The 25465-nt window shown below is 42.7% G+C and carries 17 protein-coding genes; 4 read left to right on the top strand and 13 right to left on the bottom strand.

Going from position 1 to position 25465, the window contains the following annotated elements; all coding sequences use genetic code 11:
- Positions 1–98: 98 nt before the first annotated feature.
- Both cysN and cysD read right to left on the bottom strand, forming a co-directional pair.
- Positions 99–1712 carry a sulfate adenylyltransferase subunit CysN gene (gene cysN, locus IHE35_RS04050; RefSeq protein ID WP_242789415.1) on the bottom strand — a complete coding sequence of 538 codons (1614 nt, stop codon included), beginning with the start codon at positions 1710–1712 and terminating at the stop codon, positions 99–101.
- 108 nt (positions 1713–1820) lie between these two features.
- Positions 1821–2735: a sulfate adenylyltransferase subunit CysD gene (cysD, locus tag IHE35_RS04045; protein WP_242789414.1), complete on the bottom strand. Its 915-nt coding sequence runs from the start codon at positions 2733–2735 to the stop codon at positions 1821–1823.
- Between the two features lie 321 nt (positions 2736–3056).
- Here cysD and IHE35_RS04040 point away from each other — a divergent pair, with 321 nt between their 5' ends.
- The 4 genes from IHE35_RS04040 (at position 3057) to pgaB (IHE35_RS04025) (ending at position 7988) form a co-directional block, all read left to right on the top strand.
- Positions 3057–3599, top strand: coding sequence for a hypothetical protein (locus IHE35_RS04040; RefSeq protein WP_242789413.1), 543 nt, complete (start codon positions 3057–3059; stop codon positions 3597–3599).
- A 584-nt stretch (positions 3600–4183) separates the two neighbouring features.
- The gene (locus IHE35_RS04035; RefSeq protein WP_242789412.1) at positions 4184–4819 is read left to right on the top strand and encodes a YqiJ family protein; all 636 of its coding nucleotides are present in this window, start codon (positions 4184–4186) and stop codon (positions 4817–4819) included.
- Between the two features lie 82 nt (positions 4820–4901).
- Positions 4902–6608, top strand: coding sequence for a flotillin family protein (locus IHE35_RS04030; RefSeq protein WP_242789411.1), 1707 nt, complete (start codon positions 4902–4904; stop codon positions 6606–6608).
- Between the two features lie 177 nt (positions 6609–6785).
- Complete coding sequence (gene pgaB, locus IHE35_RS04025; protein WP_242789410.1) at positions 6786–7988, top strand: poly-beta-1,6-N-acetyl-D-glucosamine N-deacetylase PgaB; 1203 nt, start codon at positions 6786–6788, stop codon at positions 7986–7988.
- On the opposite strand, the gene pgaD is transcribed toward pgaB (IHE35_RS04025), so the two are convergent.
- From pgaD to sdhA, 11 genes are all read right to left on the bottom strand, one after another.
- Positions 7966–8493 (bottom strand): poly-beta-1,6-N-acetyl-D-glucosamine biosynthesis protein PgaD, encoded by a 528-nt coding sequence (gene pgaD / locus IHE35_RS04020; protein ID WP_242789409.1) that lies wholly within the window; start codon positions 8491–8493, stop codon positions 7966–7968. The two genes, pgaB (IHE35_RS04025) and pgaD, sit on opposite strands and share 23 nt — an antisense overlap.
- A 55-nt stretch (positions 8494–8548) precedes the next feature.
- Entirely contained in the window at positions 8549–9811 is a 1263-nt protein-coding gene (gene pgaC, locus IHE35_RS04015; RefSeq protein ID WP_242789408.1) for a poly-beta-1,6-N-acetyl-D-glucosamine synthase, read from the bottom strand.
- Positions 9808–11613: a poly-beta-1,6-N-acetyl-D-glucosamine N-deacetylase PgaB gene (gene pgaB / locus IHE35_RS04010; protein ID WP_242789407.1), complete on the bottom strand. Its 1806-nt coding sequence runs from the start codon at positions 11611–11613 to the stop codon at positions 9808–9810. Before pgaB (IHE35_RS04010) ends, pgaC begins: the two co-directional genes overlap by 4 nt.
- Positions 11613–14066, bottom strand: a complete 2454-nt coding sequence (locus IHE35_RS04005) for a poly-beta-1,6 N-acetyl-D-glucosamine export porin PgaA (RefSeq protein ID WP_242789406.1) — start codon at positions 14064–14066, stop codon at positions 11613–11615. Before IHE35_RS04005 ends, pgaB (IHE35_RS04010) begins: the two co-directional genes overlap by 1 nt.
- A gap of 149 nt (positions 14067–14215) precedes the next feature.
- The gene (sucD, locus tag IHE35_RS04000) at positions 14216–15106 is read right to left on the bottom strand and encodes a succinate--CoA ligase subunit alpha (RefSeq protein WP_242789405.1); all 891 of its coding nucleotides are present in this window, start codon (positions 15104–15106) and stop codon (positions 14216–14218) included.
- Positions 15107–15117: 11 nt separating this feature from the next.
- A complete protein-coding gene (gene sucC, locus IHE35_RS03995; protein WP_242789404.1) occupies positions 15118–16284 on the bottom strand; it encodes an ADP-forming succinate--CoA ligase subunit beta in 1167 nt (388 codons plus the stop codon).
- Between the two features lie 183 nt (positions 16285–16467).
- Positions 16468–17901, bottom strand: coding sequence for a dihydrolipoyl dehydrogenase (gene lpdA / locus IHE35_RS03990; protein ID WP_099337078.1), 1434 nt, complete (start codon positions 17899–17901; stop codon positions 16468–16470).
- Positions 17902–17961: 60 nt separating this feature from the next.
- A complete protein-coding gene (gene odhB, locus IHE35_RS03985) occupies positions 17962–19176 on the bottom strand; it encodes a 2-oxoglutarate dehydrogenase complex dihydrolipoyllysine-residue succinyltransferase (protein ID WP_242789403.1) in 1215 nt (404 codons plus the stop codon).
- A gap of 18 nt (positions 19177–19194) precedes the next feature.
- The gene (locus tag IHE35_RS03980) at positions 19195–22017 is read right to left on the bottom strand and encodes a 2-oxoglutarate dehydrogenase E1 component (protein ID WP_242789402.1); all 2823 of its coding nucleotides are present in this window, start codon (positions 22015–22017) and stop codon (positions 19195–19197) included.
- Between the two features lie 822 nt (positions 22018–22839).
- Positions 22840–23550 (bottom strand): succinate dehydrogenase iron-sulfur subunit, encoded by a 711-nt coding sequence (locus IHE35_RS03975; protein ID WP_099337080.1) that lies wholly within the window; start codon positions 23548–23550, stop codon positions 22840–22842.
- A gap of 14 nt (positions 23551–23564) precedes the next feature.
- Complete coding sequence (sdhA, locus tag IHE35_RS03970) at positions 23565–25463, bottom strand: succinate dehydrogenase flavoprotein subunit (protein ID WP_242789401.1); 1899 nt, start codon at positions 25461–25463, stop codon at positions 23565–23567.
- Positions 25464–25465: the final 2 nt, after the last annotated feature.

Below are 25465 nucleotides of genomic sequence, written 5' to 3'. Positions count from 1 at the left end.
TTGCATTAGCTAGTATTTTGTTTAGCATTTTACCCTATTTGTTTTTATTATGAATAAAAACCCGCCTTTCAGCGGGTTTTCTTAGAACTTGCTCAGTCTTACAGACGAACCAATTCCACAATTTTCTCAGCAAGTTCTTCAGCAGATTCCTGAGCAAAAGTAACATCTGTACCTTCAGTTGCATCGGTGACTACAACCACACCAGTTTCACGGACCAGCACAACTTGATCAACTGAAAGACCTGCTTTCGCAATCGCAACAACACCTTGCTGGATCAGCAGGCTTTCAAGTGCTTGAGCATTTTCAAGCGCTTTAGCAGATACAGATACCGCAGCTGGTTTTTGACCTAAACGTGCAGCACGGTCTTCAGCAGTCACAGGATTAGCATGTGCTATCCATTCGATTGCATCTTCAATCATGCCCGCACCAACAGTGACGTTGCTTAAACGGTCAATGAAGATAAACGAACCAGTATGACGGCTTTCACGGTAACGGTCGAATACCACTGGTGCATCAAATTCGATTTGAACATCAGCAATGGCGTTCAGATCCAGCTGCTCTACCTGAGATTTCTCAAGTGTATTTACGTTTACACGGTAGTTGATCTCTGCAACTTTTGCAGGAACCGTTTGCGTACCCAGCTTAACGTTGTACAGCTTACCTTTAACCAATGGCTGGTCATTCATCCATACCACAGAAGCACGAACCGAACGTGAAGCTAAAGGCTGATCACCCGCTTTAACCAGCATGTTGCCGCGAGAAATATCAATCTCATCGTTCAAGGTTAAAGTCACTGCCTGACCCGCAAATGCACGTGGCAAATTGCCATCAAAAGTCACAATTTCCTTAACAGTAGATTTCTTGCCTGATGGTAATGCAACAATCTCATCACCTACAGCCACTTCACCCAGCGCTACAGTACCGCAGAAACCACGGAAATCGAGGTTAGGACGGTTAACATACTGAACCGGGAAACGGAATTCTTCTTTATCTACGCTGTGGGTAATTTCAACAGTTTCCAAAGTACCCATCAGGGTCTGGCCTGTATACCACGGCGTATTTTCAGACTTGTTCACCACGTTATCGCCATTCAGGGCAGAAATCGGCGTGAAGATAATGTTCGCTGGCGTACGGTCACCTAACTGGTTCACGAAGTCAGTATAGTCTGCCTTGATCTCGTTGAAGCGAGCTTCAGAGAATTCCACCAGGTCCATTTTGTTGATCGCAACAATAATGTTCTTAATACCCAGCAGGCTGGCGATAAAGCTGTGACGGCGAGTCTGAGTCTGTACGCCATAACGTGCATCGATCAGGATAATCGCAAGATCCGCAGTAGACGCACCTGTCGCCATGTTACGGGTATATTGCTCATGTCCCGGAGTATCCGCGATGATGAACTTACGTTTTTCAGTAGAGAAATAACGGTAAGCGACATCAATGGTAATCCCCTGCTCACGTTCAGCTTGCAGGCCATCTACCAGCAAAGCCAGGTCAGGTGCATCACCAGTGGTACCAACTTTTTTAGAGTCACGAGTTACGGCTTGCAATTGATCTTCATAAATCAGTTTTGAATCGTAAAGCAAACGACCGATTAAAGTAGATTTACCATCATCCACGTTACCGCAAGTCAAGAAACGCAGTAAGTCTTTATTTTCATGTTGTTTTAAATAGCTCAGGATATCCTGGCTGATTAATTCAGATTGATGAGACATCGCTCAAACTCCACAAATGCTTAAGAAATCGGTTTTGGAATCCCCCTGTGTCCCCCTTTGATAAAGGGGGAAAATCTCCTCTCTTTTAAAAAGAGAGGTCGGGAGAGATTAGAAATAGCCTTCCTGCTTTTTCTTCTCCATTGAACCTGCCTCATCATGGTCAATCATACGGCCTTGACGCTCAGAGCTGGTTGCAAGCAACATTTCCTGGATAATTTCCGGCAAGGTGTTGGCAGTGGATTCAACCGCACCCGTTAATGGGTAACAACCTAAAGTACGGAAACGTACCGATTTCATTTGTGGAACTTCACCTTCTTTTAAAGGCATACGCTCATCATCCACCATAATCAGTGTACCGCCACGCTCAACAACCGGGCGTTCAGCAGCAAGATATAATGGAACCAATGGAATACTTTCTAGATAGATGTATTGCCAGATATCAAGCTCAGTCCAGTTTGATAATGGGAATACACGAATACTTTCGCCCTTGTTCACTTTACCGTTGTAAAGGTTCCAAAGTTCTGGACGCTGGTTCTTAGGATCCCAACGGTGTTTCGAGTCACGGAATGAGTACACACGTTCCTTGGCACGAGACTTTTCTTCGTCACGGCGTGCACCACCGAAGGCAGCATCGAAACCATACTTATCAAGTGCCTGTTTCAGACCTTGAGTCTTCATGATGTCGGTGTATTTTGAACTACCATGATCAAACGGGTTAATACCAGCATCTACACCTTCTTTATTTTGATGAACAATCAGGTCAAAACCATGTTGTTTTGCCATGTTGTTACGGAAGGTGATCATGTCTTTGAATTTCCAGCCCGTGTCTACATGAAGTAGCGGGAATGGAAGTTTTGCAGGATAAAACGCTTTTAATGCTAGATGCAGCATTACCGCAGAATCTTTACCAATCGAATAAAGCATGACTGGGTTTTCAAACTCGGCAGCAACTTCGCGAATGATGTGAATACTCTCAGCTTCAAGCTGTTTAAGATGAGTAAGTCTTTCCTCATTTAATGACATGGACAACCTGCGTATTACACGTGTACTTATTACACTTTATAAAATTTATATTCATTATAGTGATTAAGTTTTCATAACGTTTTCTTGTTTTGTGCTATCCATATATCAAAACATCATATAAAACTTCACTGATATCTATTATTAGTTTTATTCAATCTGATGATTTTTAACACTTTGAATTTCTATATTTTCGCCCATTTAACCTTTTAAACCCACTATTTTTTAGCAATAACTTCATAGATAAATCATCTAAACTAACTGTTCCCAACAGCTGCAAAACCACCTAGAGTAATCCTAGTACCTATGGATCTAAATTTAGACATGCCATTTACTCAATATACCTTAGACACTTTAAAAACCCGTCTTGAACAGGCCAAACTGGCTGGCTATATCTATCAGCATCAACAACACATGCTGGTATTACAAGAACCCTTTGCTGATGATGGCAATGCCTTAAATGTCTATATACAGCATGAACTGACTGCAGATCAGATCGGTCTACAGTTTGGAGTTCGCTTGCAAGACAATAATGCTGAATATGTCATTGGTCTGACACATAGCAATCAGAACCCGAGATATGAAATTGGTGCAGGTAATCTGAAAGGTGACCAGAAAGCCTTTAACCTTTTATATGCCTTTTATAACTATCCTAAAGCATTTTATCTGGTTGCCCTGCCTTTGGCCGCAAATAGCCAGACACTTGAACAGGCACTTGAAGATCAGCTATTTAGCAAGCCTGAACTGGAGTTCCTGAATACAGCGGTGAAAACCAATCCAATGGGTGAACAGGTACAGTGGATGAAGGCCTATATTCTTCAGCAAGCTTTAGATATGAAAGTACGGATTCAGACGTCATTGTTGTAATTCTACTTAGGCTAATTGAATTGAAAGTAAAGTCGATATAAATACGATCAACTCGATTCAATTTAGCCTCTTTAAGCAACCCTGATGTTAGAACCTTGATATAGGTTAATTGGCTTTAGCTCAGGATCAGAGATCTATACTATTTGAAAGGAAGGATTAGCCTTAAAAATGGTTCATTTGAGGCTTTCTCACCGTCATTACTACGCACCTTCTATCAGATCTTAAAAAGTACGGATTAAGATATCTTCCAATTAAACCAAGTCTTTATCGCTGACTTAAACTCGTGTTTTATACAGATTAGCGCTTCAATAAAAGTGTGACCGAGTTAAATTTTTTCTTCATCTATTCATAAACTTATTAAATTACTATCATAATCGCGAAGCTATTGTTTCCTAAAATAATAATTTGATAACTCATACAAGAATTCAATCTAACTTCCAAAGCATTACAATTATTCAAGGTTAATATCTCGCACTTTTATGTGTATTTAGATTGCAAAATGTATAATCAATGTTATCTTTTTATAAGCAAGAATTATTCTTACAAATTTTGCCAAACATAATTATAGATAGAGACCCGAAGGAATGTGGGAGCTTTTTACCGAACCATCGAACGTTGTTTTCAGCATCAGTCTTAGCCTGATGCTGATGTTTGCAGCGCTGGAATGTATATTGCTGTTTCTGGGTGGCGGTTCACAAAGTGTTTTTGACCAGCTTTTACCTGAAGACTCGCATCATGTAGAGCTTCATCCCGCCAATAACCCGAATATCTTTAGCAAGGTATTTGACTGGCTGTATCTGGGTCAGCTTCCCCTGTTTATCTGGTTGATCATTTTTCTGACCACCTATGGCTTAAGCGGTCTGTTGATTCAAGGCATATTTGAAGGCTTTACTGGACAATTAATTAATGGCTGGATCATTTCCCCAGCCTGTCTGTTCCTGTGCATGCCCCTGGTACGTTTCAATGCCAAAATGGCTGAAAAGATCCTGCCAAAAGATGAAAGCACTGCAATTCATATTGAAGAGCTGATTGGCCGAACTGCAACCATTATCCTCGGTGATGCTCGTGCAAACTCACCTGCACAAGCCAAAGTTCAGGATCAGCATGGTCATACCCATTATGTGCTGGTCGAACCTGCCAATGGTGAAATCCTGAAACAGGGCCAATCTGTAATTTTAATGGATAAAACCCGCAATGGCTTCCAGGCCATAAAAGTCTAATTACTGATTCTCTATTACTTTATACTTATTATTTTATCCAAAATTATATTTTTAAATACGCTAAAACAGAGAACGAATAACAATGTTGAATTTTGATTTATATAACATTTTAATCATTACAGGGGTTATTTTCGCCAGCCTGATCACCTTTGGCCTGATCATCGCTCGCCTTTACCGTCGTTCAAGTAAGGAAATTTCTTTTGTCCGTACCGGTTTTGGTGGAGAGAAAGTCATTCTGGGCGGTGGTGCACTGGTCCTGCCTGTGTTGCATGAAATTATTCCTGTAAACATGAATACCCTGCGTCTGGAAGTCCGCCGTGCTGATGATCAGGCACTGATTACGCGTGACCGTATGCGTGTCGATGTCATGGCTGAATTCTATGTTCGGGTTAAACCAACTGCAGATTCAATTGCAACAGCAGCACAGACACTTGGTCAGAAAACCATGTCACCAAATGAGTTGAAAAATTTAGTAGAAGGCAAATTTGTCGATTCTTTGCGTGCTGTAGCTGCTGAAATGGCAATGGAAGAGCTCCATGAGAAACGTGTTGACTTTGTGCAAAAAGTACAGCAAGTGGTGTCTGAAGACCTGCATAAAAATGGTCTTGAATTAGAAACTGTTTCTTTAACAGGTCTGGATCAAACCGGTTTTAAATATTTCAATCCGCAAAATGCTTTCGATGCCGAAGGCCTGACAAAACTGACTGAAACGATTGAAGACCGTCGCCGTAAGCGTAACCATATTGAACAGGATACCGATCTGGCAATTAAAACCAAAAATCTGGAAGCTGAACAGGCACGTTTACAGATTATCCGTGAAGAAGAATATGCCAAGCTGCAACAGGAACGAGAAATTTCGATTCGCCGCGCTGAACAGCTGGCTGAAATTGCAGCCCAGGAAGCCGCGAAAAAGCGTGAAGCTGAGGAAGCACGTATTGCCGCTGAACGTGAAGTGGAGTTAAAACGCATTCTGGCAGCCCGTGATGTCGAAAATGAAAACATCCAGAAAGCACAGATCATTCAAAAAGCTCAGGTTGAACAGAAGAAAACCATTGAACTGGCTGAACAGGATCGCGCCATTGCAATTGCTGAAAAGTCTCGTGCCGAATCCGAAGCCAAAGCCCAAGCCGACCTTGCCCGTGCTCAAGCAGTAAAAGCTGAAGAAGAAGTCGTAACCGTGCGTCAGATTCAACAGGCAGAGCGTCAAAAAGCGGTTGAACTGGTGGCTGCCAAAGAACAGGCAGAAAAAGATGCGATTGCCATTACGGTTGCGGCTGAAGCGGGTAAACAGGCAGCAGCTGATGATGCAGAAGCCATTCGTATTGCCGCTGAAGCAGAAGCTGAAAAAGTTCGTTTAAAAGCTAAAGGTGAAGCCGATGCTAAAGTCCTGCTTGCTCAGGCAATGGAGAAACAGTATCAGGTCGATGCTGAAGGTACCCGTGCAGTGCATGAAGCCAACAATGTGCTGTCTTCAGAACAGGTCGAAATGCAGATCCGTCTGGCGATGCTCAAATACCTGCCTGAAATTATCCGAGAAAGTGTCAAACCTATGGAAAACATTGATGATATTAAGATTCTTCAAGTCAATGGCTTACACGGTCACCCTGCAGGTTCTTGCCAAGCAGATGCCCATCATGAAGGGGGCAATGTGGCCCTGTCCGATCAGGTTGTAAATAGTGCCCTACGTTACCGCAGCCAGGCGCCGCTCATTGATAGCCTGATGAGTGAATTAGGCATCCAGGGCGGTGATATTAATGGGATGACACAAAGTCTAAAGACAAAAACCTAAACATTTATCGCTTAAATATTTGAAACAAAAAAGCTTCCATCAAGGGAGCTTTTTTTTCAAAAATACACATATATTTCAAAACAAATATGCTATCAGTGAAGAAAAAGAGAATAAGCCTCATTCTCATGATGGATTATTCAGAGAATTTATAACGATCATAATTACTGGATAAACATAATGAAAAATATAACTCACTCCAGAAAATCTGCACTCAGTATAACTTTAAGCTTAGGTTTAATTACTTCTTTAAGTTTACTTAGCACCTTTTCTAGCTCATCAAATGCACTGACTAAACCTTTATCTTTTTCTTCATTAATTGACAAATATAAGATGGAACAACAATTAGAAATGTCGATTATGCATCTTGATTTAGACTATATCTATGATCCAGATCCACGCCAGATGACACGTAATATAAACCAGCTCATCAAGCGCATAGAGGCGGTCCAGCCTAATACAGTTTTTTTACAAGCTTATGCCGATCAGGATGCTAATGGCTCAGCGAATGAAGTGTATTTCCCTAATCCACATCTGCCGGTTAAGGAAGATTTGTTTGAGAAAGTCACTGAACAAATTCGAAGCCGTACGACTGTTAAAAAAATCTATGCCTGGTTACCAATGTGGGCTTGGGAGCTGCCAAAGCACTATCGGGCAAATTACCTAGAAACAACGAATCAGAATGTAAAAGGTTATATTCGCCTGTCGCCCTTTGATCGAAAAAACTTTGATTATGTCTACGATATCTATAAGGCATTAACAGATAACATAATTGTAGATGGTATTTTGTATCATGATGATATTACGTTGAATGACTATGAAGATAGCTCGCCTTCTGCCCTGCAAGTCTATAAACACTGGGGATTTAAAGATGCCGAAAAAATATTACGTGATCCTCAACATCCAGAACAAATGAAGTTTGCTAAAGCTAAAACTGCCTATTTAGATAGCCTCGCTTTAAAACTCAGTAATAAACTTAAAATCACCAATCCATCACTGAAGTTCGCCCGCAACTCTTATGCACCTGTGATGTTGAATCCAGAAAGCGAAAAATGGTTTGCACAATCAACATCAAGCACTCTACAGCATTATGATTACAATGCAGTTATGGCGATGCCCTATATGGAAAAAGCGCCAAACCACTCCAAGTTCTATCTTAATTTGGTAGAAAAAGCGCGGCAGTATGACCCTACTCTATCTCGGACGATTTTTGAACTTCAAACCATAGATTGGAATACACAGAACAAACTTTCAAATGAGGAACTATTAGAAACTGTCCATCTATTAAAAGAACAAGGAGTGCAGCATATTGGTTATTATCCAGAAGATCCTTTTATACCACACCCACATGCCACGATTTTTAAGCCAAAGAAAGTTTCATAAGCCTACCCTGTATGTCGTACTGCTCCAATCTCCCCCCCTGGTCATAGTACAGGATCAAGTGTTTGGCCTGTACCATTTCCAGTAGAGCATGCTTTTCTACATCAAAGCTATAAGCAATCTCCTGGAGTTCCACAGGTCTGGGTGCTGAACGTCGATCTATTCGATTGAATCGGATCCAGTTATAACTAGCCCATAGCAGCAGACTTAAAAAAGCTACAATAATCAGTAGGGCCAGTTCAAGCAGTGTCATCCCCTGATAGGGTTTATGGTCTCTTAATACATGATCAAAAATCAGGCTAGATTCAAACCACCATAAACCGAGGGAGACCAATGGCATAAATAGCCATATCCATGCCATCCAGCCTAATGCCATCAGGGTATAACCACTCGTTCGATCACTTACATATTCCGGAACATCGATATACTCCGGGATATCGAGTTTAGCTTCTTTAACAGTTGTCGCGACACTAAGTTCAGAAAGTCCACCAGCTGTTGGGAGCTTCATATACTCGGCAGTTTTAACCTGCGGCTTAGCAGGAATATTTTTATTGTTTTCCACGTTATTCTACCTCTGTTTCGCCACGGAAACCTCGGTCTGGACTGGTCCACCGTGCACGGGTTTGGGTTTTAAAAATGGTCTTTGGCAACGCTACGACAGTCGTCAACATGGTTAAAATCCAGAAAAATAGTGGATACCAGATTACCCAGAAATAATTTCTGAACATTCGACCTTTGTCATAACGGCGGTCAATCCATAGACTGACCATGAACTGAATCAAACAGCTTACACCGAGAATCACACCATACCACTGGGGCAACAGAGAATTGATATACCACTCTGGTGCCACAGAAAAGAACAAACCATAAAAGAACAAAACGAATACACCAAACATGGTATATGCCCATAACACGCTAATTACAGATTCCAGTGCAATCGGCCACATGCGGCGCAAACGCCATTTGAATATTTTAGGAACATAGGCAAATAGGACTTCAATACCACCTTGTGCCCAGCGTAGTCGCTGCTTCCACAACCCTTTAAAAGTTTCGGGCATATAAATATATGTGAGTGCTTGTGGGACATACTGTATATCCCAATGGTCAAACTGCAAACGCCATGACACATCAATATCCTCGGTAATCATGTCATCACGCCAGTAACCAATACGATCTAGCGCCGTTTTTCTAAATCCGGCACAGACACCAGAGACGGTGAAAATGCGACCATAAGTACGTTGTGCCCGCTTAATCAATCCGATAATAGAAGAAAATTCTCCCACCTGGACTTTGCCTAGTACGCTGGAACGATTGATAATCCGCGGATTACCTGTGACTGCTCCTACACGCGGAAACATGGTTAAGTGGTGCATCATCCAGAGTACACAATGTGGATGCATTAAGGCATCGCCATCAATACAGACCAGATACTCATAGCCACTCACCATTGCACCTGCGCGTAGTGCATACGCTTTACCTTGGTTCTCGGTTAAATGAACTACACGTAATTTTGGATATTTTTCTGCCAGTTCATCCAGGATTTCTCCAGTCTGATCCGAACTGCCATCGTTAATCGCAATCACTTCAAATTTTGGATACTGACTTTGCATGGCATAGCGAATAGTCTGCCTGACCTGTTCAGCCTCATTAAAACAGGGAATCAGAATGCTACAACCTGCTTCTTTGGGTTCAGGTAATGCTTTTTGATTCAGTTCGCGTTTTATAAAAAACCAGATCCCGCCAGCAATCCACATCCAGGCCATAAACAATGGGTAGAAAAAGGCAAAGCCAAAAATGACATCATTTAAACCAATACTATTGATCATTTACGTTCTCCCTGCTGAGCCTGAAAGGGATCACGATAAACTAAAGGATTACTGTTTAAGCTAATCGATGCATAAAGTCTTTGTTGAACCTGCCCGGCATTTTTAAAATTATAATTTTCAAGAGAAATTTTCTGGATACCTTGTCTACGTAAATCCGCAATACGAGTAGTAATCCACTGATCTCGTTCTGATTGACCTGCCAGATCAAAACCGACCATCAAACGTTGTTTTTGTACGGAAGTCAGCTGCTGAATATTTTTGAGCAACTGATTATGCTCAGCTTTACTGGTTTTCTCATCCAAAACCAGATAGATATAATCTGAATCATCTGCCAGGGTTTCAAATAAGGCTTTCAGCCCCATAGTTTTATGGGTATTTATTTTCAGTACTGACAAATAGACATTACTGATATTGGCATAGTATTTGGCACGTTTAGTTGTATTTTGTTTTAAGTTAATAACTCGCTCAATCTGTTTCTTACACTTATCCGACCACTGTGTAGTTTCTACAGCACAATTTAACTCTTGGCCAGCATCTATCACCAAGCCTTCCAGGTTACTGTTATATTTGAATATATCTTCTACCAGCTGAACCATATTGTAGCCTTGGTTCATCATACTGAGCGGTAACTCTGCATAAACACGCTGATATGTACGGGTACGTGCTTGCCATAAAGTACGGTTCAGCAGATCCTGTTGCATTTTTAACTGGCTATTCGGGAAGTAAGCAACATCAATCGTGCCATTACCATCGAGGTCGGCAACTGGTTTCAAGATTAGCTGATTGGTTTTCAGGGCATCCAACTGGTTAAGGAACTGACTGAGTTTTTCATCAGCCTGTTTTATACTCGGCTGCGCAAGATCTTTCAAATTAAACTGAATAAAGCTCTTTTGCTCCAGATAGGGTTGCTTGGTATGATACAAAAACTCAGACATGGCCTCTTTAATTTCTGCCAGGTTCGGATTATTCATGATCAAGGCACGCTGATAAGTTTTTACTGAATCAGCCAATGGCGCCATAGTCCCAAGGCTAAAGGACATACTTAGGCCTACCTGCTTAGCAATATCTTCTGTTTCCGCTGTCACAGCACCATATGGCCAGAAAATAGCATGTGTCGGTACTGATAATTGCTGTTCCAGAATAGCTTTGGAACGTTTTAAGTCTTCCAGAACACGCTGCCTATAAGCACGGTCAGATTCATAACGTCCTTTTTTCAGGTCATAAATACGTGCGGTTGCAGCAGGTTGCATATTTCTTTGCGGATTGGAAATAACGCCACGATGCAAGTTATGTGAATGCGATACAAATTCGACTAAGCCAGTATTTTGCATTTCCCGCATCTGGTCCCAACTCATCAGATTATTTGCCCCATAGGACTCTATGGCATCCTTATGATTGGTACCAATCCAGCTGGTTGGAATAGCAAAAACGGCACGTAATCCATACTGCTTGAGCAAAGGAAATACTTTGGTATATCCACTTAGTGCACCATCATCAAAGGTCAAAAGTACTGATTTTTCTGGTAATGGAATTTTTTTCTCACGGGCACGGCGGATATCTTCTAAAGAAATAGTTTTCCAGCCTTCACGTTTTAACCAAGCAAAATATTGAGCCAAATATTCAGTACTAATCGCATATTGATCACGATCACCCTGACGCGCTACATCATTTCGGACATCATGGAAAGTAAGGGTTACAAACTGGTTTTCAGGCAGATCCATCGCTTTATTTTCAGCATGACTATACGCCATAAAAAGACTTAAGCATCCTAATAGAGCGAGTGTATTTTTTATTGTTTTCATTAGAATCTCCCTTCAAATCCAAAACTTGCTTCGAGTCTGTTTTCATCTTCACCGTCATAAGGGTGTTGCCCATAGGACACCCCATAGTTCAGGGACCAAGTTCTGGTGATTTGCCAGAGGTGTTGATATTTCGCCAAATAAATCAGGCCAGAGTCATAATCTTCCTGATCATATACACCAAGATTGAATGAAAAACGTTGAGTCAGTGACTGATCATAACTACGCCAGGTTACCCAATCATGTTCCAGACCTGCTTCTGCACTCCAACTTGAAGATGGATTGAAATAGGGAGTTTCTACATCATCTTTATTGGATGCCCAGAACCCATATAAGTTCAGATCGGTTAAATGATGTGGAGCCTGGAAAATACGTTGCTTGAAATAGGTACCTAGCTCCTGACGCTCATTTCCGTCATCAATATCAGTAAACTGATAGCTCAATCCCGCCTTGGTAGATTCGTGCTGTTGCCAGTTTAAGTCGAAACGGTAAGACTGCCCTTCATGTTCATCCTGGATCTGCAATGGAATCTCTGCCTGACTGTTATAAGCCAAGCCATAATTCCAGTGATCATTTAACCAGTGATTCCAGGTTAAATTCACACCGAAGCGATCACCATCGGTCGCTTGTGAAAGTGCTACAGTGGCATACTTACGGTTGTCGGCCCATTCCAGCCCTACACCGATCCGCTGGTCATCTCGCTTACCTTCTTCATACTCCCCACTACGGTACTGATGTTCCACAAAAGCACGATAATAATCCGTAAACCATGGGGTATTTAGTCGCGTCCAGCTTTGTTTCTCACGTGAACCATTCAGATTAGTGACTTGATCTTGATCATCTGCTTCACTTTTCGCATAAATACTATTATGTGAAATGGTAAAACGCTCACGATCCTCGAGCTCCTTATGACTACGCACTACCCCGGTATCCGTTGCTGCCCGCTCTAATAGATCAGTATTCCTACTACGCCATGTCTGTACATCAAAGACAGCTTGCGCATTTTGCATGCTATTAATTCGGGTTGCCTGTGTGGATGGCTCTGTACCATTGAGTAAGGAAACTGTTGCCTGTGCTTGCAATGGTTTCTCACGCCAACGCTGTACAGTCGCAAGATAATTGATATAACTACGATTTGCTGGAGATTTATTTACCAGGTCCTGAAAATATTGTTCTGCCTTATCCAGCTGGTTTTTATAACTATAGTGAAGACCTCTTAAGATCAGATACTCATCACGGTCCATATGGATCGTACGGTCTACACCTTTGGCCTGACTATAGAAAAATATTGGTAAGCGCTGATCCATTTCCTTAATCACATCATCAGCAGCTTTAAATTTTTCTTGTTCAATCAAGCTATAGTACAGACCTGCATAGACGTCATAGTCCACATAATTCTTTTCTTTAAACAGACTACGGTACAATATTTCCGCCTGCTTTGGTTTATGATTGCGCAAATAGCTATCAGCAAGTGCATGTCGGGTATAGGCAGGCATCTGCTCCACTGACTGATTTATTTTAGCCAGTTGTGCCAAAGCCTCAGTAGAACGTTGCCGTGCACTTAATGCAAAAATATATTCATAATAAAATCTTTGACGTAACTCGGGATATTGAGCCAGCTCATTTTCATAAGCCTGCATTTCCGAAATCACCTGATCCAGCTCTGTATAGGCAATCTTGCCCTGATCCTTTTCACTTTGTACTTTATAGAAGTCAATGGCATTACGAATGTGCTGACTAAACTTGATCAGCTGTACTTCATGCTTGAGACGACCTTGCCCTTTACCCTGCTGCTGTAAATAACGGTTTGCACTGTCATAATCAGCACTGGCTGCTAAAGCCAGCACATACTGCTCCTGCACGCTTTCCGAACGACTTATCGATAAAGCGCGAGTTGCGGTATTCAGTGCCTGTATAGGTTGTCTTAATAAACGATAGGTATAGGCCAATTGTACCAGCTGATCAGCATTCAGCTGTTGCTGGTCAATTTTCCTGACCCGTTGCTCTGCCTGCTCGAATTGACCACTTTCCGCAAGCAACATGCCACGATATAAATCCCATGGAATATCACTTGCGCTGTTTTTCTGAAATTTTGCTGCATATTGTTCAGCCAGCGAAAACTTCCCCTGATCACGCAGTAACATGACTAAAGGCAGCTGCCCATAGACTGGATATGTTGAAATTTTTAAGTGATTCAGATTGTAATCTTGCTGAATTAGGTTGGGATTATATTGTCGGCTTAACAAAATAAAGTCAGCCAGCAGGTTCATGTTCGCAGGATCTTTGCGTACCATTTCTGCGAGTATCTTAAGACCTTTTTGGGCGTCTCCAGACTTAATTTGTTTGACCACCTGATGCCTTTGTGTGTCTGTAACAGCAGCATATAAAGGATTCAAGCTGATTCCTGCAGCAAACAACACATAGGTGATGGAGTAATAGTTATTGTTATTTAGCATTGGCATTCATCTTATTATGTATTTTATTTACACAAACATTATAACAAAGTGCGATTCAGCTCACAATTTCTTCTTATCAAACCAAACTATTATGTATTTCTTATAAAAAAAGCCCTCAATCAGAGGGCTTTATGTTGGACTTTTATCGTTTAAATTAAACCTTTATCCTTTAGCAACTGATACATGGTCGAACCAAGCTCAGCCGGACTACGTGTATAGGCCATCCCTGCTTTTTCGAAAGCTGCAAATTTCTCTTCGGCAGTACCTTTACCGCCCGAAATAATCGCACCCGCATGCCCCATACGCTTGCCTTTCGGTGCTGTCACGCCAGCAATATAACCCACCACAGGCTTAGTCACATTGGACTGGATATATTCGGCAGCTTCTTCTTCAGCCGTACCACCAATCTCACCGATCATGATAATAGCTTCTGTTTCAGGATCTTCTTCAAACAGTTTCAAACAGTCAATCTGATTCATACCTGGAATCGGATCACCACCAATACCAATACAGGTTGATTGACCTAGGCCCAGTTTAGTCGTTTGGGATACAGCTTCATAAGTCAGGGTCCCTGAACGTGAGATAATCCCAATCTTGCCTTTCTTATGAATATGGCCTGGCATAATCCCGATCTTGCATTCTTCAGGTGTAATAATACCCGGACAGTTTGGGCCAATCAGACGTGTACCATTGCCATTGGTTTCCAGATAGCGCTTGGCTTTTAGCATATCCAGTGTTGGTACACCTTCAGTAATCACTACAATCAGCTCAATACCTGAGTCAACCGCTTCCACAATAGAATCCAATACAAATGGTGCAGGTACATAAATTACAGAAGCATCGGCTTGAGTTTCTCTGACTGCTTCACGCATAGTATTAAATACTGGCAGATCCAGATGTGATTGACCACCTTTGCCGGGTGTTACCCCACCTACGACCTTGGTACCGTAAGCAATTGCCTGCTCGGAGTGGAAAGTTCCGTTTTTACCGGTAAAGCCCTGGACTAAAACTTTAGTGTCTTTATTAACTAATACGCTCATTGTGATACTCCTTAAGCTTTTACTGCAGCAACAATTTTTTCTGCAGCATCGGCCAGGCCATTTGCAGAAATTAATTTCAAACCAGATTCATCAAGTAATTTTGCACCTAACTCGGCATTGTTCCCTTCAAGACGAACAACCACAGGTACAGTTACATTTACTTCTTGAACTGCTGCAATAATTGCTTCAGCGATCATGTCACAACGTACAATTCCACCAAAAATATTAATCAAGACACCTTGCACAGAAGTATCTGCCAAGATAATTTTGAATGCTTCAATCACACGCTCTTTGGTCGCACCACCACCAACATCAAGGAAGTTGGCTGGCTGACCACCATAAAGCTTGATGATGTCCATGGTTGCCATTGCAAGACCAGCACCATTGACCATACAACCAATATTGCCTTCCAAAGCTACATAGTTCAGGTCGAACTCAGAGGCTTTTAGCTCACGTTCATTTTCTTGAGATTTATCGCGAAGTGCAGCGACTTCTGGAAGACGATATAGCGCATTCGAATCGATACCGACTTTGGCATCGACACACAGAATGTCGCCATTCTCACGTACAGACAGCGGGTTAATTTCAAACAGGGCAAAGTCATTTTCAATAAAAGCTTGATAAGCTGCTGTCATGACTTTAACGAATTGGTTGATTTGTCCATCTTTAAGATTTAAGGCAAATGCGACTTCACGTGCCTGAAATGGCAATAAACCGACTAGAGGATCAACTTCGACTTTAATAATTTTCTCAGGGGTCTCTTCAGCCACTTTTTCAATTTCAACACCGCCTTCAGTCGATGCCATAAAAGTAATGCGACGGCTTGAACGGTCAACTACTGCGCCTAAATACAGTTCACGCTCTACCGGATAAACATCTTCAGACACCAGAATGCTGTTGACTGGTTGACCATTGGCATCAGTTTGATAGGTCACTAAACGTGAACCAATAATTTGATTGGCATATTCAGCGGCTTCTTCGGCAGATTTAACTACCTTTACCCCACCCGCCTTACCACGCCCCCCGGCATGAACTTGTGCCTTTAATACGGCAAATTTCCCACCCAGCTGCTGAAAGGCCTGAACGGTTTCATCAGCATTGGTCGCAAGAATACCTTCCTGCACTGGCATGCCATATTTTTTTAATAACGCTTTTGCTTGATACTCATGTAAATTCATTGATTGACCTTTTACTACTTTTTCACTTTGTTATTACTGCGTCCAATATCCTGTGGCGCTGCAACATCGATATTGGAATTTATTAAAACGATGTTTTGATTCTTATCTTTATTTTTAGATGATTATTCAAACGAACACAACCACCAAATGTAAAAAGAGCGGCCGGAGCCGCTCTTTTTTAGCTTATTTACGCTTGCGTTGGATCGCGTGAATCGCACGACCATCCACTGCAAGAGCAGCTTCATGTACCACTTCAGAGAACGTTGGGTGACCGAAAGTCATCAACTGTAGGTCTTCTACTGAAGATACAAATTCAAGAGCGATCATACCTTGGTGAACGATGTCAGACGCAGCAGGTCCAATCACGTGCATACCCAGTAAACGGTCAGTTTTTGCATCAGCAACAAACTTCACGAAACCAGCATTTTCGCCCGCAGCCATTGCACGGCCGTTCGCAGCGAAACCGAATTGACCAGTTTTAACTTCATGGCCTTTTTCTTTGGCTTGCTCTTCTGTTAAACCTACCCACGCCGCTTCTGGATGTGTGTAAATTACAGAAATGATGGTGTCGTAGTTTACTTGTGCAGCATGACCGTGAATACGTTCAACGGCCATTACGCCTTCTTCCATTGCTTTATGTGCAAGCATTGGACCACGTACCAAGTCACCAATTGCGTATACGCCTTCAACAGAAGTTGCACACCAATCGTTTACTTCAACCAAACCACGTTCAGTCAGTTTGATACCTGAATCTTCAGCCAATAGGCCTTCAGCATAAGCACGACGACCAACACAAACGATCAACTTGTCGAAAGTTTGAGTTTTGTCTTCGCCACCTTGAGTGTATTGAACAGTAACTTCACGACCATTCACTTCAGTACCAGATACTTTCGCGCCAACGCGGATATCCAGACCTTGTTTAGTCAATACTTTTTGATAGTCTTTCGCCAATGCTTTATCAGCCATTGGTAAGAATGCATCCATTGCTTCAAATACAACAACTTCTGCACCAAGACGACGCCATACTGAACCAAGTTCAAGACCGATTACGCCAGCACCGATGACACCAAGACGTTTAGGAACTTCCTGGAATTCAAGCGCGCCAGTAGAGTCAACAATGATGTCTTGGTCTACAGGAGCTACAGGAATATTTACAGGTACAGAACCAGTCGCAAGAATCACGTATTTAGGTTCTAAAACTTGAGTTTCGCCTTCGTGTGAAACGAACTCAACTTTTTTACCAGCAAGCAATTTACCAGTACCTTTTAACCATTCAACGCCATTGCCTTTAAGCAAACCGTCGATACCCATGGTCAATTGGTTTACAATTTTGTCTTTACGTGCAAGAAGTTTTGCAAGATCAAACTTCACTTCACCAGTCGTAATACCGTGATCATCTAAGTGATGAACAGTATCTTCATAACGGTGAGAAGAATCTAAAAGTGCTTTAGAAGGGATACAACCTACGTTTAGGCAAGTACCGCCTAAAGATGGTTTACCTTTATGAATACGTTTTTCGATACAAGCAACTTTGAAACCAAGTTGCGCAGCACGAATTGCAGCTTCGTAGCCACCTGGGCCACCACCAATTACAACTAAATCGAATTGTTGAGACATTATTCTCTCCAAAAATGGGCCTAGAGGATCACTCTAAGCCCATGGATTTATTCTTTAGAATTAAAGATCAAGGATCAGACGAGCTGGTTCTTCTAACAATTCTTTGATTGTTACAAGGAAGCCAACTGCTTCTTTACCATCGATTAGACGGTGGTCATAAGAAAGCGCTAGGTACATCATTGGCAAGATTTCAACTTGACCATTCACCGCCATAGGACGTTCTTGGATTTTGTGCATGCCAAGAATCGCAGTTTGTGGAGTGTTCAAGATTGGAGTTGAAAGCAATGAACCGAAAGTACCACCGTTAGTGATCGTGAACGTACCACCAGTCATATCTTCGATTGCAAGTTTGCCTTCACGTGCCTTTCCAGCGTATGCACGAATGCCATTTTCAACTTCAGCATAATTCATGCGGTCTGTATCACGAAGAACAGGAACCACTAGACCACGGTCAGAAGAAACTGCTACACCGATGTCATAGTAACCGTGGTAAACGATGTCGTCGCCATCGATAGACGCATTCACCGCTGGGTAGCGTTTAAGTGCTTCAGTCGCAGCTTTAACGAAGAATGACATGAAACCAAGACGGGCACCATGACGTTTTTCAAACGCATCTTTGTACTGGTTACGCATTTCCATGATTGGTTTCATGTTCACTTCGTTGAACGTCGTCAACATTGCTGTTTCTTGAGTCGCAGCAAGCAGACGTTCAGCAACACGTTTACGCAGACGAGTCATCGGAACGCGTTTTTCAATACGTTCACCAACTGCAACGCTTAACGGTGCAGCAGCAGGAGCTGCTGGTTTCGCTTGATGGTTCGCAACATCTTCTTTAGTGATGCGACCGCCACGACCTGTACCAGATACGTCAGACGCAGCAATACCAGATTCAGTTAACGCTTTACGAACTGCAGGTGCTTGATCAGCAACTTGTGTACGCTCAACGATCGGTGCATTGCCCGCTTGAGTTTGCGCAGCAGCTTGCTCTACTTTCTCTTCAGATTGAACTGCTTGAGTTTGTGTAGCGCCAGAAACAGCACCCTCTTCGAATTGTGCAATCACTTCAGCAGAAAGCACTGTGTCGCCTTCATTTTTGATGATTGATGCAATTGTACCGTCAGCAGGAGCAACAACTTCTAAAACAACTTTATCAGTTTCAATATCACAGATCACTTCATCACGTGATACTGCTTCACCTGGTTGTTTGTGCCAAGTTGCGATCGTGCCGTCCGCAACTGACTCTGGAAATACCGGTGCTTTAATTTCGGTTGCCATTACTTAGAATCTCCTGGATTATTCAGCATCGATCGCTAGAGCGTCGTTAACGAGCTGAGCTTGTTGTTTTGCATGCAAATATGGTGAACCACACGCTGGTGCAGCAGAAGCTTCACGGCCAGCGTAGCTAATACGAACTTGTTTACCAGACTTCATCACGTCGTCATACAGACGTGGAGCGATGAACAGCCAAGCACCTTGGTTCTTCGGTTCTTCTTGAGCCCAAACCAGTTCTTTAAGGTTCGAATACTGAGCAAGAACTTCAGCAAGACGTGCTTCTGGGTATGGATACAATTGTTCAATACGAACGATCGCAATGTTGTTCAATTCTTTTTCACGACGTTTTTCAACTAGGTCGTAGTAAACCTTACCACCACACAGTACCAGACGAGTTACATCTGACTTGTTGATGTTGTCCACTTCGTCGATCACAGTCTGGAATGTACCGTTTGCAAGTTCATCAAGGTTAGACACAGCTAACTTGTGACGAAGTAATGATTTCGGTGAAGTCACAATCAATGGTTTACGGATTGGGCGAATCGCTTGACGACGTAATGCGTGGAAAATCTGCGCAGGTGTAGTCGGAGTAATCACTTGCATGTTGTCTTCTGCGCAAAGTTGCAGGAAGCGCTCAAGACGTGCAGATGAGTGTTCTGGACCTTGACCTTCAAAGCCGTGTGGCAGAAGCATAGTCAGACCACATACACGTTCCCACTTGGTTTCACCAGATGAGATGAACTGGTCGATTACAACCTGTGCACAGTTCGCAAAGTCACCGAACTGAGCTTCCCAGATGATCAAGCTCTTAGGAAGCGTTGTCGCATAACCGTATTCGAATGCCAATACTGCCATTTCAGACAATAAAGAGTCATAGATCGCAACGCGTGGCTGGTTTTCTTTGATGTGGCAAAGTGGAATATAAGTTGAGCCATCTACCTGGTTATGCAGTTTTGCATGACGATGTGAGAATGTACCACGACCCACGTCTTCACCAGTTAAACGAACCAGGTAACCATCATCTAGCAGTGATGCATACGCTAGAGTTTCAGCAGCACCCCAGTTCAGTGGCATTTCACCAGTTTGCATTTTCAGACGGTCGTCGATGACTTTAGAAACCTGACGTTGCATGACGAAGCCTTCTGGAAGCTCACGCATTTTTTGGCCAAGTTCTTTTAAGCGATCAAGTGAACAAGTTGTGTCCCACTCGTCTGTGTATTCATGACCCAGGTAAGGCGTCCAGTCCACAAACATTTTCTTGTTTGGTTCTAGAACAAGCGCATTGGCAACGTGTTTACCTGCTTCAAGATCTGAACGGTAGTTTTCTACCATTTGATCTGCAGTTGCACGGTCAAGGATGCCTTCTTGAACAAGTTTGTCAGCATACAAAGTACGTGTAGTCGCTTTCTTCGTAATAACTTGGTACATCAATGGCTGAGTTGCAGCTGGTTCGTCCGCTTCGTTGTGACCACGACGACGGTAACAGAACATGTCAATCACGACGTCTTTACGGAAAGTATGACGGAAGTCATGAGCAAGCTGAGCAACAAACAATACAGCTTCTGGATCATCACCATTTACATGGAAGATCGGTGCCTGGATCATTTTCGCGATGTCAGTACAGTATTCTGTAGAACGTGCATCACGTGGATCAGAAGTTGTGAAACCAACCTGGTTGTTCACAACGATATGAACTGTACCACCAACGGTATAACCACGAGTTTGTGACATTTGGAAGGTTTCTTGGTTTACACCTTGACCTGCAAATGCTGCGTCACCGTGAACGATGATTGGTAATACGTCATCACCACCGATGTCTTTACGACGTACTTGACGCGCACGTACTGAACCTTCAACTACAGGTCCAACGATTTCAAGGTGTGATGGGTTGAACGCCAATGCCAAGTGAACTTCGCCACCTTGAGTCATGACATTTGAAGAGAAACCTTGGTGGTATTTAACGTCACCTGAGCCTTTCTTGTTAATTGATTTACCCTCGAACTCACCGAACAGGTCAGCCGGGTTTTTACCCATGATGTTAACCAGAAGGTTCAGACGGCCACGGTGTGGCATACCGATGACAACTTCTTTACAACCAACAGAACCTGCACGTTGAATTACAGCATCAACCATCGGAATGAAAGACTCACCGCCTTCGACACCGAAACGTTTTGCACCAACGAATTTGTTACCTAGGTATTTTTCTAGACCTTCAGCTGCAGTTAGACGTTCAAGGACGTGTTTCTTTTGGTCTACAGAGAAGTTGAATTGACCACGTGCACCTTCAAGACGTTGTTGGATCCAACGTTTTTCTTTGGTGTCCACGATGTGCATGTATTCGGCACCGATCGAGCTACAGTAGATCGCTTCCATGGCCTGAACCATTTCACCTAAAGTCGCTTCTTCTTTGCCGATTGCAAGGTTACCAGTATTGAATACGGTATCCAGATCAGACTTGGTCAGACCGTGTGCATCAAGCTCAAGGTCAAAAGCCTGCTCACGTTTTGCAAGACCTAATGGATCAAGTTTTGCTTTTTGGTGACCACGGTTACGGTAAGCCGCGATGAGTTGTAATACGCCAATTTGACGACGCTCATGCTCAGAACTTACGCTACTTTGAACAACAGGCTGAATACGGTTTGAGTTGCGACCTAGGAGAAGGAATTGCTCACGTACATTGCTGTGTGGTTGATCACCTTTAGGGAATTTATCGAAGTATGCTCTCCAGTCAGCACCCACTGAGTCTGGAGCAGTCATATACTGCTCGTAAAGTTCTTCAATATACGCTGCACTATCAGCGCTAAGTTCAGTGTCAAGACGCAGAGCGTCAGCAACTTCTTGCATTTGTGGACCCATTTCCTATTGCAAAAACATTTTCAGGATGCTTTTTAAGCAAAACCCAGGATTAGTAATGTCATATTGGTAATATGACATTAGTCCCCCATAAGGCATAAGCCATGAGGCGTTATCACCACACCAAGAACCACTCTTGATATGTTTAATGAACAATAACGCCCCTCAGCGGCATCATCACTCATCTAATACCCGATGAATACCGGGCAATTTTTTGCAAATCGACTTAGAAAAAACAAAGGCTTAAGCTATATTTTTTCTAAAGCGACTTTAACTTACCTTTATATACCAGTCGTGCATTTTTCCGTGTTTAAAAAATGTACATGAATTGACTTTCTTGACATATAGTCTTGTGCTAAATGCTACCACGATCTCGACTAATCAATTGATTTTTTTGACGAGAAATGCGTGTTTTTTAGTCAAATACATCAGCCAGAAATTACTCTAACATAGGGAGCTTTAAATGAAAAACACAATCTCCGTAGACTAAAGTCCTACATCCGACTGATAAACAAAAAGAGAGTAAATCTCCCAATCCACTCCCTTCGCAATCTTGCGTTATATAATAACATTATCGGGAATCTTTTTCAGTCCAGTTTTACATCTAAAAATCATAAATAAATCGAACTACATCAAAATAGTGCATAAACCTGAGTACCATGCTCTGAAATGACTCATCTATCTTTATAATCACATCCAACCAATACTGATCACCCCTGCTTTTCAGCAAGTCCTTTCATTTTCGGCGCCCATACAAAGCAAAAAGCACACCAAGTGGTGTGCTTTTTGACAAACTGTTTTTCACAGTCTGAATTAGCCAGCCATATCTAAAAGCATGTTACGGATGTGACCGATTGCTTTAGTAGGGTTCAAGCCTTTAGGACATACAGATACACAGTTCATGATACCTTTACAACGGAACAGCGAGAATGGGTCGTCAAGACGAGCCAAGCGCTCTTGAGTTGCTGAATCACGTGAGTCAATGATGAAGCGGTAAGCATTCAACAATGCTGAAGGACCCAAGAATTTGTCTGGGTTCCACCAGAATGACGGACATGAAGTTGAACAGCATGCACAAAGAATACATTCGTACAGACCATCAAGATGTTCACGTTCTTCAGGAGACTGCAGACGCTCTTTCGGCGGCGCAGGCTGGTTGTTGATCAAGAACGGATGAATCTTGTTGTACTGATCGTAGAACTGGTTCATGTCTACAACAAGGTCTTTAATGACTGGAAGACCTGGAAGCGGACGAATTGTGATTGTTTCTGGTAAATCATTCAGGTTCCACAGACATGCAAGACCGTTTTTACCATTGATGTTTACACCATCAGAACCACAAATACCTTCACGACATGAACGACGGAACGTTAAAGATTCGTCTTGTACTTTTAATGCTAGAAGTGCATCAAGCAACATACGGTGCTTGTCAGTCAATTCCAGTTTAAAAGTTTGCATGTACGGTGCTGCATCCTTATCAGGATCGTAGCGGTAGATATTAAATGTACGAGTACCTCTACTCATCTTACTTCTCCGAATTAGAATGTACGTGGTTTAGGTGGAATTGCTTCAACCGATAATGGACGGTAACGTACTGGTTTGTACTCAAGATGGTTATCAGCAGAGAACCATAATGTGTGCTTCATCCATTCATCATCACGACGGCCATATGGGTAGTCAGCATGATCAGGTGGTAACTCGAAGTCAACAACCGTATGCGCACCACGACATTCTTTACGAGCAGCAGCTGAAATCAGTGTTGCTTTAGCAACTTCATACAAGTTCTCAACTTCTAGAGCTTCAATACGTGCAGTGTTGAATACTTTAGATTTGTCTTTCAAATGAATGTTGCGAACACGTGGTTCAATTGCAAGAATCTGTTTAACACCTTCTTCAAGCAGTGCAGATGTACGGAATACACCAGCGTGGTCTTGAACGATGTCACGAATTGCATCAGCAACTTCTTGAGCGTTTTCACCTGCAGTAGATTCGTCAAGTTTACGAATACGTGCAACAGTTTGCTCAAGTACAGTTGTAGGAAGTGGCGCGTACTCATCACCGTGGTGTTTAGTCACGTAGTCGATGATGTGTTCACCAGCAGCCTTACCAAATACAACAAGGTCAAGTAATGAGTTTGTACCTAGACGGTTTGCACCGTGTACAGATACACATGAACACTCACCAATTGCATAGAAGCCTTTCACTGGTTTAGTGAAGTTACGACCATCTTGGTTGGTTGAGTAAACATCATTTTCTTTGTCGTAGTGAGTAACCAACGCTTCAGTTTCGCGAGTTTCTGGAACAACAACCTGACCATGAATGTTTGTAGGAATACCACCCATTTGGTAATGAATTGTTGGTACTACAGGAATTGGCTCTTTAGTGATGTCAACGTTCGCGAATTTCTTACCAATCTCGAATACAGAGGGAAGACGTTTCATGATCGTATCAGCGCCCAAGTGAGTCATATCAAGTAGGATATAATCACCTTTAGGACCACAGCCACGACCTTCTTTGATTTCTTGGTCCATAGAACGTGATACGAAGTCACGTGGAGCCAAGTCTTTCAGAGTCGGAGCATAACGTTCCATGAACGGTTCACCGTCTTTGTTACGAAGAATTGCACCTTCACCACGACAACCTTCAGTTAACAGTACGCCTGCGCCCGCAACACCTGTAGGGTGGAACTGCCAGAATTCCATATCTTGTAATGGAATACCTGCACGCGCCGCCATACCAAGACCGTCACCAGTGTTGATATATGCGTTAGTAGATGCACGGTAAACACGACCAGCACCACCAGTAGCAAATAGAGTAGCTTTTGCTTGGAATACTGCAATTTTACCTGTTTCTTGGTCAATTGCTGTTACGCCAAGTACATCGCCTGCTTCGTTACGGATCAAATCAAGTGCGATCCATTCTACGAAGAATTGAGTACCCATTTTCACGTTGCTTTGATAAAGCGTGTGAAGAAGTGCGTGACCTGTACGGTCGGCAGCAGCACATGCACGTGGCACAGCTTTTTCACCGTAGTTCGCTGAGTGACCACCGAATGGACGTTGGTAAATTGTACCGTCAGCGTTACGGTCGAATGGCATACCTAGGTGTTCAAGCTCATATACAACTTGTGGCGCTTCGCGAGTCATGAACTCGATTGCGTCTTGGTCACCTAACCAGTCAGAACCTTTAACAGTGTCGTAGAAGTGGTAGTGCCAGTTATCTTCTTGCATGTTACCAAGAGATGCACCAATACCACCCTGCGCTGCAACTGTGTGCGAACGTGTTGGGAATACTTTAGTCAGTACTGCAACTTTTAAACCCGCTTGAGCAAGTTGGTAAGATGCACGCATACCTGAACCACCACCACCAACGATGACGGCATCGAAAGTTTCGTGTGGAATATTTGTGTAATCTTCTTTAGGGTTAATTGCGCCCATGA

Origin of the sequence: Acinetobacter sp. ASP199 (genome assembly GCF_022700675.1) — a bacterium.
Taxonomy (GTDB): domain Bacteria; phylum Pseudomonadota; class Gammaproteobacteria; order Pseudomonadales; family Moraxellaceae; genus Acinetobacter.
This window is presented reverse-complemented; position numbering and strand designations above follow the sequence as displayed.